A 15,671-nucleotide genomic window follows, 5' to 3' on the forward strand; every position below is an offset into this window, starting at 1 on the left:
TTGGCGTGGGAGGGGCCGGCCTGTCAACGCGGGTGCGGTCAGGCCGCCCGCGCGGACCGGCGCTCCAGAAGCGCCGGCAGGAGCTTCAGGTTCAGGGGCTTGGCCAGGAAGCCGTCGAAGCCGGCCGCCCGGGCGGCGGCCTCGTCGTCCCGGCCGACATTGGCCGTGAGCGCGACGAGATGGAGGCGGCCGGTGCCAACCGATTCGGCGGCGCGGATCCGGCGGGCGGTCTCGTGTCCGTCGAGCCGCGGCATGCGCACGTCGATCAGGGCGAGGTCGAAGGGGCCGTTCGCATCGAGCTGCTCCAGCGCCGCGAGGCCGTCCGGCGCGTGGACGACCTCGGCGCCGAGGCGCTCCAGGGCGCGGGTCGCCAGCAGGGCGTTGATCGGGTTGTCCTCGGCCAGGAGGACGCGCATCCCGGCGCCGGCTCGCGGTGCGGCCGCTTGCGGGATTGCGGGCGCTTCGGACGGGCCGGTCGGTGCCAACAGGCGCTCGAACAGGGACCGGTCCCGAACCGGCTTGATCAGATAGCCGTCGAACCCGGCCGCGCCCGGGGCGCCGAACCCGCGCCGGTCGAAGGGCGAGAGCAGGACGAGGCTGCAGGGCACGCCGCAGGCGCGCGCCGCATCGGCGAGCTGCCGCACGGCCGCGTCCCCCAGGGCCCGATCCGCCAGCATGACGTCGAAGGCCGCCCCCGACAGGGCGTCGAGGCCGGCGTCGCGCGTGTCCACGATCACCGTCGCGGCACCGGCCCGGGACAGGCAGCGGGCGAGGTAGGGCGCCTGGAATGGCGAATCGGCCACGATAAGGCACCGGCGGCCGTCCAGGCGCGGCAGCGGATCGGGGCCGGACCGCGCGACCGCGACCAGCTCCGGCAGCGGCAGCGCGACCCGGAAGGTCGTGCCCCGCCCGAGGCGCGAGGCCGCGTCGATCCGGCCGCCCATCCGGGTCACCAGCCGCCGGGTGATGGCCAGCCCCAGTCCGGTGCCCTCGTGGCTGCGGCTGGCGCTGCCGTCCCCCTGCTCGAACTCCTCGAACAGGACGGGCAGGCGCTCCTCCGGGATGCCCGGGCCGGTATCCGCCACGGCGACCACCACTTCCCCCGGTCCGGTCTCCGCCCGCTCGAAGGTCAGGCTGACACCGACGCCGCCGCGCTCGGTGAACTTGATGGCGTTGCCCGCGAGGTTGATGAGGATCTGCCGCACCCGGTCGGCATCGCCCACGAGGCTCGCGGGGAACTCTTCCGCCACGTCGAGGGCGATCTCGATCCCCTTGTCCTGGGCCCGGGGCGCGAGGAGCTCGACGACGCCTTCGGCGATCGCGGGCAGACTGAACGGTTCGGCGGCGAGGTCCAGGCGCCCCGCCTCGATCCGCGAGAAGTCGAGGACACCGTCGATCAGGCCGAGCAGCGCCCCGCCGCTGGTGCGGACGGCCTCCACGTAGGTACGCTGCTCCGGATCGAGCGCGGTCCCGAGGACGAGGTCGGCCATCCCCAGGATGCCGTTGAGGGGCGTGCGCATCTCATGGCTCACCGTCGCCAGGAACCGGGATTTCGCGACGCTCGCCGATTCGGCCCGCTCCAGGGCCGCGTCGCGGCTGCGGATCGCCTCGACCCGGGCGGTCACGTCCCGGCCCGCCTGCAGCCAGTGCGTCGCGTCGCCATGCGCCACCGGCATCTCCACGAAGGCGAACCAGCGCACGCGCCCGTCGACCGAGCGGACCTGCGCCTCGAGGCGACGCACGCCATCCGCCCCGATCTCGACGGCGTCGCGCTCCAGGATCTCCAGGTCGATCTGCGCGCCGAGCAGTTCGATCGGCGCGCGTCCGAGCAGGCGCGCGTAATCGTCGTTGGCGTAGGTGATGCGGCCCCTGGCATCGCGCTGGACGATCACCTCCGTGGTGGCGGCGACCAGGGCCCGGTAGCGGTCCTCGCTCTCGCTGATCCGCCACAGGCGGTCGTGCAGCCGCTCGGCCTCGTCCGGTCCGACCCGCCGCGCCCGCCAGCGGTCGAACGCCAGCGCCGCCGCGACCAGGAGCGCCAGCACCAGCGCGATGTCCTCGACGACCATCGATGCCTCCCCGGCAGGAGGCCGGTCCGCCGCAGGATCGCAGGCGAAGCTGAAGGCGTCGTTGGGAAAGGCCCTTAACCGCCGGTTGCCGAACGCTGCGACCTGAAATGTTCGCCGCACCGCGATCCGAACGGCGCCCCGGGAGTTGCCTGCCAGGATTACGGCCCGGATGGAGACACCTATGCCCGGCGAGCATTACGACGTCATCATCGTCGGATCCGGTCCCGGGGGCGGCACGATGGCGTGGCGTCTGGCCCAGACCGGCAAGCGCATCCTGCTGATCGAGCGCGGCGACTACCTGCTGCGCGAGCCGCGGAACTGGGACAGCCAGGCGGTGATCGTCGACGGCTACTACCAGACCAAGGAGACCTGGTACTCCTCCGACGGCAGCAGCTTCCACCCGGGGCTCCACTATTACGTCGGGGGGAACTCGAAATTCTACGGCTCGATCCTGTTCCGTTTGCGGGAGCGGGATTTCGGCGCGATCCGCCACGAGGACGGGATCGCGCCGGCCTGGCCCGTGGGCTACGACGAGTTCGAGCCCTACTACCAGGCCGCCGAGGAGCTGTTCCACGTCCACGGCCAGCGCGGCGAGGATCCGACCGAGCCGTGGTCGAAGAAGCCCTACGCCCATCCGCCGGTGGCGAACGAACCGCGGATTCAGGAGCTGTATGACAATCTGAAGCGGGCCGGCCACCACCCGTTCCACCTGCCGGTGGGCGTGCGCCTCGTCGAGAAGGATGGCCGGGCCGTCCCGACCTCCCCCTGCATCAAGTGCGAGTCCTTCGACGGCTTTCCCTGCCCTACGAACGGCAAGTCTGACGCCCAGACCATGGTGGTCGATCCCGCCCTGCGGGACTGCCCGAACCTGACGCTCCTCACCCGGACCTACATCGAGCGCCTCGTCACCGATCCGGCCGGGCGCACCGTCACCGGCGTCGTCGGGAACCGCGACGGGGCGCCCTTCGAGGCCTCGGCGGACCTCGTGGTGGTGGCCTGCGGCGCCCTGTCGTCGGCGCTGCTGCTGCTGCGCTCGGCCAGCGGGCAGCACCCGAACGGCCTCGCCAACGGGTCCGATCAGGTCGGGCGCAACTACATGCGCCACAACAACTCGACCGTTCTGGCGATCTCGAAGACGCCGAACCCGACCCGGTTCCAGAAGACCCTCGGGGTCAACGACTTCTACTTCGGCGACCCCGACCCGAAGGACGGCTGGGATTTCCCGCTCGGCCACATCCAGATGGTCGGCAAGTCAGACGGGGCCCAGATCCACGGCGAGGGCCTGCCCGGCTTTCTCCAGTGGTTCCCCGACAAGCCGTTCGACTGGATCGCAAAACACTCCGTGGATTTCTGGCTGACCTCGGAGGACATCCCGCTGGCGCAGAACCGGGTCTACTACAAGGACGGCAAGGTCCATCTCGACCTCACCGAGACGAACGCAGCGGCGCACAAGCGGCTGCGGCACAAGCTGCGGGAGATCTGCAGCTTCACCGACATCCACCCGCACCTGTTCGACCGCTCGCTCTATCTCGGCAAGAACGTGCCGATCGGCGGGACCGCCCACCAGGCCGGGACCCTGCGGTTCGGCGACGATCCGGCCACCTCGGTCCTCGACCGGCACTGCAAGGCGCACCAGCTCGACAACCTCTACGTCACCGACGCGAGCTTCTTCCCGTCGATCGGGGCGGTGAACCCGACGCTCACGATCGTCGCCAACGCATTGCGGGTGGCCGATCACCTCGTCGCGCGGATGGGCGCCCGGGACCAAATTCCGCCGCCCCGCCTCTACGACTACACCGAGCCGCGCGAGCCGCTGCCGGCCTGACCGGGGCGGGCCAAAGCCTGGCGCACCGGCCTGGATATCAGAGTCAGGACGATGCGCTAGGTCTCTGATTCGGCATCACCTTTTGCCGAAAGCCGGAAACCACCTTTCGGGATGATGCGGTAGCGGATGTTGCTATAGCTCGGCGGTGGCACCAACCGATCGAGACGCCCATGGCCATCGACCATATCGATCTCAGCCGGATTGACCTGAACCTGCTGGTCGCCCTGGACGCGCTGCTCGACGAGCGCAGCGTCACCCGGGCGGCCGCCCGGGTGGGGGTCGGCCAGTCGGCGATGAGTTCGAGCCTCGCCCGCCTCCGGCGCCTGTTCGACGACGAGCTCCTCACCCGCGCGCCGGACGGGATGCGGCCGACGCCGCGGGCCCTCAAGATCGCCGAGCCCCTGCGCGCCACCCTCCGGCAGGTGCAGGCGCTGGTGCATCGGGAGGAGCGCTTCGATCCGGCCACGGTCGCGCGCACGTTCACGGTCAGCCTGCCCGACAGCGTCGAGGTGCTGCTCGGGCCGCGGCTCATCGCCCAGCTCCGCCAGGAGGCGCCCGGGATCCGGCTGCTCCTGCGCTCCGTCGAGCAGGCTCGCATCCTCGATGAACTCGATGCCGATCGGGTCGATATCGCCATCGGGTTTTTCTCCGAGGGACAGATCCACCACAAGCAGCGGCTGCTCTACCGGGACAGCTACGTCGTCCTGTTCAACACCGACCTGATCGGCCTCCAGCCGCCGATCGACCTCGAGGAATACCTGCGCTTCCCCCACGTCCTGACCTCCCTGCGCGAGACCGCACACGGGGTGGTGGACGATGCCCTCGCCCTGATCGGCCGGACCCGCACGCTGGCCGTGACCACGCCCCGCTTCCTGGTCGTGCCGTTCCTGGTGCGGGCCGCCCCGGTGATCGCCACGATGCACGCGCGGCTCGCCACCTCCTTCGCCAGCGCCCTGGCGCTGAGCGTCAGCCCGGTCCCGGTGGCGCTGGACGACGTGGCCGTGACGATGCTCTGGCACGCCTCCTACGACCGCGATCCGGCCCACCGCTGGCTCCGGGACCAGCTGGTGAAGCTCGCCCACGTGCCGCCGCCGCCCGGCATGATCTGACGGCCTGCCTCACAGGCAGGGATCCTCCGCGGCCTCCAGGCGATCGCCCGCGATCGCGTCGCGGAACAGGGCGAAATCGGCGGCGTTGCGCTCGGCGTAGGCCGCCGCCCAGTCGGCGATGGCGGCGGCGAGTTCGGTGTTCTTGCCGCTGCCGCAATAGCCGGTGATCGCCGCCGCGTCCCCGGTCCGGGCATGGGCGCGGGCGAGGAGCGCCCCGTAGGCGTAGGAGAAGGTCAGGAGTGAGGCGCCCGACATCCGGGCGATCGGGATCGCGCCCTTCAGGTTCTTCATCTGGCGCACGTAGAACGGGCGGCCCGCGATGCTGGTCCAGCCGAGCAGCGGATCGCCCACCGCCTGCAACAGCCGCTGGCCGTAGATCACCCGTTCGCCCTGGTGGTCAGCATAGGGGGCCGGCATGCCCGGCAGGTAGGGGGCATGCGCGGGGGTAAGCGCCTCCTTGACCTGGAGGAAGAGCGCGTCCGCGTCGGAATTGCCGAACAGCAGGGCGAGATAGGCCCGGGTCCCGACGCTGCCGACGCCCACGACCCGGTGGGCGACATCGACCACGTGATAGCGGTCGAGCATGAAGCGCCGCTCGCGCGGGAGGGTCTCGGCGTAGCGCTCCAACCCGGTGACGATGTCCTCCCGCGTGGCGTCGTCCACCGGCGTGAGGATCGGCGCATCCGATTGCAGGCGCCAACTCCCGTCGGTGCGCCGCTCGGCCACCTGGGCGAGGAGGCTGCGGTTGTTCCGCCGCCGCGCCTTGTCCACCGCCCGCCGGACCATGGCCCGGGCTTCGGCGTCGAGCCGCAGGCCGGCGAGGTGGGGCGTGTCGGCCCGCGTCGTCTGGTACCAGACCTCCAGGGAGCCCTGGGGCGCCAGCCGGCGCATCGTCTGCTGATAGCCGGCGACCGCCTCCATGACGGCTTCGCGGCGCGCGGTGGCGGGCGCACCGGCATCCGCGGTGGCGACCGTCAGGCCGGCGGCGAGGCGCTTCAGATCCCATTCCCACGGGCCGATCGTGACCTCGTCGAAATCGTTGAGGTCGAGGACGATGTCGCGCTGGGGCGTGCCGAACAGGCCGAAATTGTCGGTGTGGGCATCTCCGTTCATCACCACGTCGATGCCGCTGCGCGGCCCGCGCGACAGGTCGTAGGCCATGACATGGGCGGCCCCCCGGAGGAACGCGAAGGGCGACGTCGCCATGCGGGCGACCCGCAGCGGGATCAGGTGCGGCTGCCGCCCGCGATGGGCCCCCTCGATCAGGGCGACCGGATCGGGGCGCTCGGGATCGGACCCGAAGGTGCCCTGCGCCGCGAAGGGAACCTCCGCCCGCAGCCGCTTGCCCGCGTGACGGCGCTTGTCCCAGGATTCGACCCCGGTGCGGAGGTCGATGCGCGGGAAATCCGCGATCGGTGCCAGCACCGGATCCGTCTCCGGCGCCGACGATTGCGGCGCGGCATCCGCCGATTCTACCCGTTCGCTGGTCGCCCGATCCATGAATTCATAATTCCCTAAGCGGAGGTCAACCTTGACCGTGCGACGCCGTTCCGGGCCTCGCCGAGTCTCCGGAGGATAGCATCGACGCACCCTTGTGACGGTTAAGGCCCGGACCGGCCTTGACCACTTCCGGTGGCGGCACTCTAACCGACCGACGCCTCGGACGGGCTTCCTCCGCCGGGACGGTGCGACGCGCTGGCCGGGACGGTCCGGGCGCCGCAGGCACGCCGATGCAGCAGCGGGACTTCGCATGCCCAAGGGTTCAGATCTCCTCGTCGCGGCCCTCGAGAACGAGGGTGTCGACCGCATCTTCGGCATCCCCGGCGAAGAGAATCTCGACGTCGTCGAATCCCTGCGCAACTCCAAGATTGAGCTGGTCCTGACCCGCCACGAGCAGGCGGCGAGCTTCATGGCGGCGACCCACGGCCGCCTCACCGGCCGGCCCGGGGTCTGCCTGTCGACCCTCGGCCCGGGGGCGCTGAACTTCTCCACCGGCGCGGCCTACGCGTATCTCGGCGCGATGCCGATGATCATCATCACCGGCCAGAAGGGCATCCTGTCGTCCCGCCAGGCGCGGTTCCAGATCGTCGACGTGATCAGCTCCATGAAGCCGATCACCAAGATGGCCCGGCAGATCGTCTCCGCCTCCTCGATCCCCACCATCGTGCGCGACGCGTTCCGGGTCGCCACCGAGGAGCGGCCGGGCCCGGTGCTTCTGGAACTGCCTGAGGACATCGCCGCCGAGAAGGCCGAAGCCGACCTCGTGCCCTCGCACCCGATCGACATCCCGGTCGCCCATCCGGCCGCCATCGAGCGCGCCGCCGCCATGATCCTGAAGGCCGAACGGCCGCTGATCATGCTGGGTGCCGCCGCGAGCCGCCCGCGCGCCACCGGCGAACTCGGCGGCTTCGTGCAGCGCACCCAGATCCCGTTCTTCACCACCCAGATGGGCAAGGGCACCGTCGCGAGCGGCACCAACCTCTATATGGGCACCGCGGCGCTGTCGGAGCGCGACTACGTGCACGAGGCGATCGACCGGGCCGACCTGATCATCGCCATCGGCCACGACACGGTGGAGAAGCCGCCGTTCTTCATGGGACAGGCGGACCAGAAGGTCCTCCACATCGGCTACATGCCGGCCAACGTCGAGCAGGTGTACTTCCCCGATGCCGAGGTGGTCGGCGACCTCGGGCCGACGCTGAAGCTGCTGGCCGACAGGCTGGACGGGAAGCTCCCCAACGCCGGCGCGCTGCTGCACCTGCGCGAGCACATCCTCAGCCACATCGCCGACCGGGCCGGCGAGGACCGCTTCCCGGTGACGCCGCAGCGCCTCGTGCGCGACGTGCGCCGGGTGATCCCGGAGGACGGCATCGTCTGCCTCGACAACGGGATGTACAAGATCTGGTTCGCGCGGAACTACCGCACCTACGTCGCCAACACGCTGCTCCTCGACAATGCGCTCGCCACGATGGGCGCGGGCCTGCCCTCCGCCATGATGGCGGCGATGCTCTACCCCAACCGCCGCGTGATGGCGGTGTGCGGCGACGGCGGGTTCATGATGAACAGCCAGGAGCTGGAGACCGCGGTTCGGCTCAAGCTCAACCTCGTCGTGCTGGTGCTCGACGACTCGGCCTACGGGATGATCCGCTGGAAGCAGGCGGTCGACAAGTTCGCCGATTACGGCATGACCTTCAACAACCCGGATTTCGTCCTCTACGCCCAGTCGTACGGGGCCAGCGGCCACCGGGTGGAAACGGTCAACGACCTCGTGCCGACCCTCGACCGCGCCTTCGCGGCGGGCGGCGTCCACCTCGTGGCGGTGCCGATCGACTATTCCGAGAACACCCGGGTGCTGGTCGACGAGCTGCGCGCCAAGGTGAAGGACTTCGAACCCGCCGAGTGAGTTCGGCGTCGCGGATCGGTCGGCAAAGACAGGGCTGTGCGATGAACCCGTTCACCTTCCAGACCACACCGAACGTGCTGTTCGAGGCCGGCGCCTCCAGGAAGCTGCCGGAGATCGTCGGCAGCTTCGGCGCCAAGCGCGTCCTGCTGGTCACCGACAAGGGCGTGCGCAGCGCCGGGCTGACGCGGGCCGCCGAAGCGGCGCTGGCGGAGGCCGGCGTCACCCTCGACGTGTACGAGGACGTGGTGGCTGACCCGCCCTCCACGGTGATCGAGGCGGCGGCCAAGCGTGCCCGGGAACTCGGGACCGATCTCGTCCTGTCGATCGGCGGCGGCTCGGCGCTCGATACCGCCAAGCTCGTGGCCTATCTCGCGAAGTCCGACGAGTCGCTCGATTCGATCTACGGCGTCGGTCTCGCCAAGGGCGACCGGCTGCCGCTGATCCTCGTGCCGACCACGGCCGGCACCGGCTCGGAGGTGACGCCGATCTCGATCGTCACGACGCCCACCACTGAGAAGAAGGGCGTCGTCGCACCCAAACTCCTGCCCGACTGGGCGGTGCTCGATCCCGAGCTGACCCTGGGCCTGCCGGCCCACGTCACGGCGGCCACCGGCATCGACGCCATGGTCCACGCCATCGAGGCCTTCACCAGCAAGAACAGGAAGAACCCGATCTCCGACCAGCTCGCCAAGCAGGCGCTGGCGCTGCTCTCGGCCAACATCCGCACGGCCTGCACGGACGGCAGGAACCTCGAGGCGCGCTCCGGCATGCTGCTCGGCTCGATGCTGGCCGGCATGGCCTTCGCCAACGCCCCCGTGGCGGCGGTGCACGCCCTGGCCTACCCGGTCGGCGCGCTTTTCCACGTGCCCCACGGCCTCTCGAACGCCCTGGTGCTGATGGGGGTGATGCGCTTCAACCTCTCCCACGCGGAGGCGCTCTACGCGGAACTCGCGCCGATCCTCGATCCCGCGGCCGCGGACCTGCCGCCGGCCCAGGCCGCCGCCCGCTTCGTGGACTGCCTCGACGCGATCTGCCGCGACTGCAAGGTGCCGGCCTCGCTCGCCGAGGTCGGCGTCGCCCGCCAGGATCTGGAGCGCATGGCCGCCGACGCGATGAAGCAGACGCGGCTTCTCGTGAACAACCCGCGGGAGGTCACCTACGACGACGCCTTCGCGATCTACGCCGAGGCGCTGGGAGAGACACGACCGGCGGCGTGAGGGTGCGGGTGGCGTGCGATGTCCCGCCATCCACCTCATCCCTTGCGGATTTGCACATCGACGGATGAGACCGACGACCAACCCACGCGCGCCTTCCCTCCCCCGCAGAGGGGGGAGGGAAGAGGCGGGTCATGCGATCGAGTCTGTAAGCTGACGACAGGCTTCGCGAATACGCGAAGCCCAAAAAGACCGGGAGGGAACGCCAGCATGGATCAGTTCGACGCGTTCCGGGCGATGGGCGAGTTCTGGACCCGTACCGGTTTGGGATTCCTGTCGGGGAGCGCCGGCCAGGCCGCGCCCGGCTCCGGCTGGCCGGTCTTGCCGGAGGGGGATCTCGCCGGCCTCGCCGCCGCGCAGGCCAAGCTGACCGAGGCTTGGACCGCCGCCACCGCCCTGTCGCAGACCCTGGCCGAGTCGTTGCAGGGCGGCCCCGGCGCGCCGGACCCGACCGCCGGGGCGGTGCTCGCCCGGATCTTCGATCCGCAGGCCTGGCTCGGCGGCTCGGCCGAGTTCGACGCGGCGCTGACCCGCATGGCCGAGGGCCCGCAGCTCGCCGACCTGTGGCAGACGGAACGGCGCTACGGGGCCGTGTTCACCGCCTGGGCGGCTCTGCGCCGGACGCAGGGCGAGCATCAGGCCGTGATGCTCGACGCCTGGACGCGGGCTGCCGGTACCTTCGCCCAGGAGGCCAACGCCCGTGCCGAACGCGGCGAGGGCTTCGCCTCCGCCCGGGCGATGGTGACGCGCTGGGTCGAGACCGCCAACGCGATCCTGCTCGAGGTCCAGCGCTCGGAGAAATTCCTGGCCTCGCAGCGCGCCGTGCTCAAGGCCTCGACCGATCTGCGCCTCGCGCAGCAGGATCTGGCCGCCTTCCTGGCGGACTTCTACGGCCAACCGACCCGGGCCGAACTCGACGACGTGCACAGGAGCCTCACCGAACTGCGCCGAGAGGTGCGGGCCCTGCGCCGGGAACGCCGGATGGCGGCGGCGCGGCCGGCCCGCGGCGGCGGGGCCGCGGCCAACGGGGAGATGCATCATGGCTGACAGGGACGGTCCGACGGGCCCGGCGGTGCCGCTCGCCCTCTCCCCCGCCGAGATGCTGGCCGAGGTCGGCGCCCTCGGCCAGCGCATCAGCGCGGGCGCCAAGCTGTTCGCGGAGGTGCGCGACGCGGACGTGGAGATCGCCACCACGCCCAAGGATCTGGTCTGGAGCCAGGACAAGGTCCGGCTCTACCGCTACCGGCCGCTCGCGCAGCGCCGAGGCCTGCCGCCGGTGCTGATCGTCTACGGGCTGATCGGCCGCTACACGATGGCCGACCTGCAGGAGGACCGGTCGCTGGTCCGCAACCTCCTGAACCTCGGCCTCGACCTCTACGTGGTCGATTGGGGCAATCCGGGCCGGGCCGACCGCTACGTCACCATCGACGATTACGTGGACGGCTACCTCGCCGAGTGCGTCGCCTTCATCCAGGAGGCGGCCGGGCGCGAGCGGATCAGCCTGCTCGGCATCTGCGAGGGCGGGGTCTTCACCACCTGCTACGCGGCGCTCTACCCCGAGACCGTCAACGCGATGGTGCTGACCATCACGCCGATCGACTTCCACGCCGATGTCCGGGACGAGCGGGCCGGCCACGGCTTCATCAACGTCTGGATGCGGTCGCTCACCCCCGAGGATATCGACCGGCTGATCGAGGCGCAGGGCTCACTGCCCGGGTCGTTCATGGGCTCGGTCTTCTCGATGATGACGCCGATGCGCACCATGACGAAGTACAACCTCGACCTGCTCGACGCCCTGGACGACAAGAAGAAGTTCCTGAACTTCCTGCGCATGGAGAAGTGGATCGCCGACCGTCCGGACCATCCCGGCGAGGCCGCCAAGCAGTGGCTGAAGGACCTCTACCAGGACAACAAGCTCGTCCGGAGCGCCTTCGAGCTCGGTGGCAGGACGGTGGACCTGAAGGCCATCACCTGCCCGGTGCTGAACGTCTTCGCCCAGGACGACCACATCATCCCGCCGGCCACCTCGCAGGCGCTGAAGGATCAGATCGGCACGGACGACTATACCGAGATGGGCCTGCCCGGCGGCCATGTCGGCGTCTTCGTCGGCGGCAAGGCGCAGAAGTTGCTGGGGTCGGGCATCGCCGAGTGGCTGGGCGAGCGGGGATAGGATGATCGCGCCACGGTCCTCGCAAAGCGCGACGCCCCCGCCCTCCCCTCTCTCCGGAGAAGAATGCGGGACCCACACAGTGCGCGCGGCGCTGCGGCGGCAGGATGAAGCGCAGGTCCCCTCTCCCGTGCGGGAGAGGGACAGGGTGAGGGACGAGAACTATCAGGACGAGACGCGCCCTGAACGCACGTCTCTGGTGTGTTCCATCCTGAAGTTTCTCGCCCCTCACCCCAACCCCCTCCCGCACGGGAGAGGGCGCGCGCCGCGCTCCGCCGCCAACGCCAGTGCTCGATGCAGATCGGGGGGCATCGTAGTCCCCCGCAGAGGGGGGAGGGAGACGCGCGCGCGCCAGGCCCAGAGGACCACCCCATGGGCAGCCTGAAGAACAAGATCGTCAGTGCCGACGAGGCCATCGCCATCCTCCAGGACGGCGACATGGTCGCGGTCTCGGGCTTCGTCGGCATCGGGACGCCGGACGAGCTGATCCTGGCGCTGGCCCGGCGGTTCGAGTCCGGCGCCGGCCCGCGCGGGATCGGGCTGATGTTCGCCGCCGCCCCCGGAGACGGCAAGGAGCGCGGCCTCAACCGGCTCGCCATCCCGGGGCTCGTGCAGCGCGTGGTCGGCGGCCATTGGGCCCTGGTACCGAAGCTCGGCGCGATGGCGGTCGAGGGCCTGATCGAGGCCTACAACCTGCCGCTCGGCGTGGTCTCGCACCTCTACCGGGAGATCGCCGCCCATACGCCGGGCCACATCACCAAGGTCGGCCTGCGCACCTTCGTGGATCCGCGGTTGGAGGGCGGCAAGCTCAACGCGGTGACACAGGAAGACCTCGTCAGCGTGGTCGAGCTCGGCGGCGAGTCCTGGCTCCACTACAAGGCCTTCCCGGTGAACGTCGCGCTGATCCGCGGCACCACGGCCGATCCCGCCGGCAACATCACCATGGAGCGGGAGGCGCTGACCCTCGACAATCTCGCCGCCGCCATGGCGGCCAAGAACTCCGGCGGCTTCGTCATCGCCCAGGTCGAGCGGCTGGCCGAGGCCGGCTCGCTCGCCCCCCGCGAGGTCCAGGTGCCGGGCATCCTGGTCGATTGCGTAGTGCTCAGCCAACCCGAGAACCACCGCCAGACCTACGGCACGCCCTACAACCATGCCTTCACGGGCCGGCAGCGGGTCCCGCTGGACCGGATCCCGCCCATGGCCCTCGACGCCCGCAAGGTGGTCGCCCGCCGCTGCGCCTTCGAATTGCCCCCGGGGGGCGTGGTCAATCTCGGGATCGGCATGCCCGAGGGGGTCGCGGCGGTCGCCGCCGAGGAGCGAGTGCTCAAATACCTGACGCTCACCGCCGAGCCCGGCGTGATCGGCGGCCTGCCGCAGGGCGGGCTCGATTTCGGCGCCGCGCTGAACCCGGCCGCGGTGCTGCACCAGAACCAGCAATTCGACTTCTACGACGGCGGCGGCCTCGACCTCGCCTGCCTCGGGCTCGCCCAGTGCGACGCGGAGGGCAACGTCAACGTCAGCCGCTTCGGCAAGCGGCTCGCGGGCGCAGGCGGCTTCATCAACATCTCGCAGAACGCCAAGAGCCTCGTCTTCGCCGGCACCTTCACGGCCGATGGGCTGAAGGTGACGGTGGAGGACGGCGGCGTCCGCATCCTCGCCGAGGGCCGCTCCCAGAAATTCATCGCCGCGGTCGAGCAGGTGACCTTCTCGGGGGCCTACGCGGCCGAGCGCGGCCAACCGGTGCTCTACGTCACCGAGCGCTGCGTGTTCCGCCGGACCCGGGCCGGCATGGAACTCGCCGAGGTCGCCCCGGGAATCGACATCGAACGGGACATCCTGGGCCGGATGGGCTTCACGCCGATCGTGCGCGATCCGAAGCCGATGGATCCCCGCCTGTTCCGCGAGGCCGTGATGGGGCTGGAACCCTGGCTGCTCGGCCTCTCCATGGCGGAGCGGATCAGCTACGATCCGGAGCGCAACATCCTGTTCTCGAACCTGGAGGGTTTTCAGGTCCGGACCATCGACGATGTCGAGCTGGTGCGCCGGGAATACGAGCGTGCCTGCCAGGAGATCGGCCGCAAGGTCCATCTGATCGCCAATTACGACGGGTTCGAGATCGACCCGACGGTGAGCGACGCCTATTTCTCGGCGATCGCCTATCTGGAAAAGCGGTACTACGAGACCGCGTCGCGCTACACGACCAGCGCGTTCCTGCGATTGAAACTCGGTGCCTCGTTGGCGAGCCGCGATCTGGCTCCCCATGTGTTCGAGACAAAAGCCGAGGCGCAGGCGAGGAATACGTCCCAGAGCGTGCCGCTCAAGACGCGGACGGCCATGTCCGAGCCCGACAGGCCGCAGCCGCCGAAGGAACCGTTGAATGCCTGAGACCGAAACCCTGTCCCTGAAGGACCGCGCCCTCCTGGTCGAAGCCTGCCTGATCGGCGGCCAATGGTCGGAGGCCGGCTCCGGCAGCATCGACGTCACCAACCCGGCCACCGGCGCGGTGATCGCCCGGGTGCCGAATGCCGGCGCCGCGGAGACCCGCAAGGCGATCGAGGCGGCGCATGCGGCCTATCAGGCGTGGCGCGCCATGACCGCCAACGAGCGCGCGGTGCTGCTGCGCAAGCTCGCCGCGCTCGTGACCGAGCATCAGGAGGATCTCGCACAGATCCTCACCGCCGAGCAGGGCAAGTCGCTGGCCGAATCCCGCGGTGAGGTCGCCATGTCGGCGGCCTACGTGCTGTGGTTCGCCGAGGAGGCCCGGCGCGTCTACGGCGACGTGATCCCCTCCCCCTGGGGGGACCGCAAGATCCTCGTCACCAAGGAACCGGTGGGCGTGGTCGCGGCGATCACCCCGTGGAACTTCCCGTCCTCGATGATCGCCCGCAAGATCGCCCCGGCGCTGGCGGCCGGCTGCCCGATCGTGATCAAACCCGCCTCGCAGACGCCGCTCTCGGGGCTGGCCTGGGGCGTGCTGTGCGAGCGCGCGGGTTTCCCGGCCGGGGTGGTGAGCATCCTCACCGGCTCCGCCCGCGCGATTGGCGGGGAGATGACCGGCAACCCCTTGGTCAAGAAAATCACGTTCACCGGCTCCACCGAGGTCGGCAAGGTGCTGCTGGAGCAGGCCTCCCACACGGTGAAGAAGGTCTCGATGGAACTGGGCGGCAACGCGCCGTTCATCGTGTTCGACGACGCCGATCTCGACCGGGCGGTGGCCGGTGCGATGCTCGCCAAGTTCCGCAATTCCGGCCAGACCTGCATCTGCACCAATCGCTTCCTCGTGCAGGACGGGATCTACGACGCCTTCGCGGAGAAGATGGCCGAGGCGGCCAACCGCCTGAAGGTCGGCAACGGCACCGAGGAAGGCGTGGCCCAGGGTCCGCTGATCGACATGGCGGCGATCGAGAAGACCGAGGCGCATATCCGCGACGCCGTCGCGAAGGGCGGTCGGGTGATCGCCGGCGGCCACCGGCACGCGCTGGGCGGCCAGTTCTTCGAGCCCACGGTGATCACCGGCGCGACCCCCGACATGGCGGTGGCCCGCGAGGAGACTTTCGGGCCCCTGGCGCCTTTGTTCCGCTTCCGCGACGAGGCCGAGGCGATCCGCCTGGCCAACGACACCGAGTTCGGGCTCGCCTGCTACTTCTACACCCGCGACCTCGGCCGGACCTTCCGGGTCGCCGAGGCGCTGGAATACGGCATGGTCGGCATCAACGAGGGGATCATCACCACTGAGGTGGCGCCCTTCGGCGGCGTGAAGGAATCCGGCCTCGGCCGCGAGGGCTCCTACCAGGGCATCGAGGATTACCTGAACACCAAGTACCTCTGCGTCGGCGGGCTCGGCGGCTGACGCCGCTCGGGAAGCGGGCTGTCGGGCGCCACCG

General features: G+C 70.2%; 10 protein-coding genes. 8 read left to right on the forward strand and 2 right to left on the reverse strand.

Going from position 1 to position 15,671, the window contains the following annotated elements; genetic code table 11:
• Positions 1 to 38: 38 nt before the first annotated feature.
• Positions 39 to 2,069 carry an ATP-binding protein gene (locus AC3IF3_RS02215; RefSeq protein WP_489227069.1) on the reverse strand — a complete coding sequence of 677 codons (2,031 nt, stop codon included), beginning with the start codon at positions 2,067 to 2,069 and terminating at the stop codon, positions 39 to 41.
• A gap of 181 nt (positions 2,070 to 2,250) precedes the next feature.
• On the opposite strand from AC3IF3_RS02215, the gene AC3IF3_RS02220 reads away from it, so the two are divergent.
• Together AC3IF3_RS02220 and AC3IF3_RS02225 are read left to right on the forward strand one after the other, a co-directional pair.
• Positions 2,251 to 3,894, forward strand: coding sequence for an FAD-dependent oxidoreductase (locus AC3IF3_RS02220; protein WP_243973588.1), 1,644 nt, complete (start codon positions 2,251 to 2,253; stop codon positions 3,892 to 3,894).
• Positions 3,895 to 4,064: 170 nt separating this feature from the next.
• The gene (locus AC3IF3_RS02225; protein WP_489227071.1) at positions 4,065 to 5,003 is read left to right on the forward strand and encodes a LysR family transcriptional regulator; all 939 of its coding nucleotides are present in this window, start codon (positions 4,065 to 4,067) and stop codon (positions 5,001 to 5,003) included.
• Positions 5,004 to 5,012: 9 nt separating this feature from the next.
• Here AC3IF3_RS02225 and AC3IF3_RS02230 read toward each other — a convergent pair whose 3' ends face one another.
• Positions 5,013 to 6,428 carry a DUF2252 domain-containing protein gene (locus AC3IF3_RS02230; RefSeq protein ID WP_489227073.1) on the reverse strand — a complete coding sequence of 472 codons (1,416 nt, stop codon included), beginning with the start codon at positions 6,426 to 6,428 and terminating at the stop codon, positions 5,013 to 5,015.
• A gap of 325 nt (positions 6,429 to 6,753) precedes the next feature.
• Here AC3IF3_RS02230 and AC3IF3_RS02235 point away from each other — a divergent pair, with 325 nt between their 5' ends.
• The 6 genes from AC3IF3_RS02235 to AC3IF3_RS02260 all read left to right on the forward strand — a co-directional run bounded on the left by AC3IF3_RS02235 (position 6,754) and on the right by AC3IF3_RS02260 (position 15,637).
• On the forward strand, positions 6,754 to 8,406 hold the full coding sequence (locus tag AC3IF3_RS02235; protein ID WP_243973585.1) for an acetolactate synthase large subunit: 1,653 nt from the start codon (positions 6,754 to 6,756) through the stop codon (positions 8,404 to 8,406).
• A 41-nt stretch (positions 8,407 to 8,447) separates the two neighbouring features.
• Positions 8,448 to 9,623, forward strand: coding sequence for an iron-containing alcohol dehydrogenase (locus AC3IF3_RS02240; RefSeq protein ID WP_489227075.1), 1,176 nt, complete (start codon positions 8,448 to 8,450; stop codon positions 9,621 to 9,623).
• A gap of 207 nt (positions 9,624 to 9,830) precedes the next feature.
• Positions 9,831 to 10,667 carry a poly(R)-hydroxyalkanoic acid synthase subunit PhaE gene (locus AC3IF3_RS02245; RefSeq protein ID WP_243973583.1) on the forward strand — a complete coding sequence of 279 codons (837 nt, stop codon included), beginning with the start codon at positions 9,831 to 9,833 and terminating at the stop codon, positions 10,665 to 10,667.
• Positions 10,660 to 11,790 (forward strand): class III poly(R)-hydroxyalkanoic acid synthase subunit PhaC, encoded by a 1,131-nt coding sequence (gene phaC, locus AC3IF3_RS02250; RefSeq protein WP_243973582.1) that lies wholly within the window; start codon positions 10,660 to 10,662, stop codon positions 11,788 to 11,790. Before AC3IF3_RS02245 ends, phaC begins: the two co-directional genes overlap by 8 nt.
• A gap of 369 nt (positions 11,791 to 12,159) precedes the next feature.
• A complete protein-coding gene (locus AC3IF3_RS02255; RefSeq protein WP_489227078.1) occupies positions 12,160 to 14,172 on the forward strand; it encodes an acyl CoA:acetate/3-ketoacid CoA transferase in 2,013 nt (670 codons plus the stop codon).
• Positions 14,165 to 15,637, forward strand: a complete 1,473-nt coding sequence (locus AC3IF3_RS02260) for an NAD-dependent succinate-semialdehyde dehydrogenase (protein WP_489227079.1) — start codon at positions 14,165 to 14,167, stop codon at positions 15,635 to 15,637. The genes AC3IF3_RS02255 and AC3IF3_RS02260 overlap by 8 nt, the downstream gene beginning before the upstream one ends.
• The last annotated feature ends 34 nt before the right edge of the window (positions 15,638 to 15,671 follow it).

Source organism: Methylobacterium sp. J-118 (assembly GCF_057836565.1).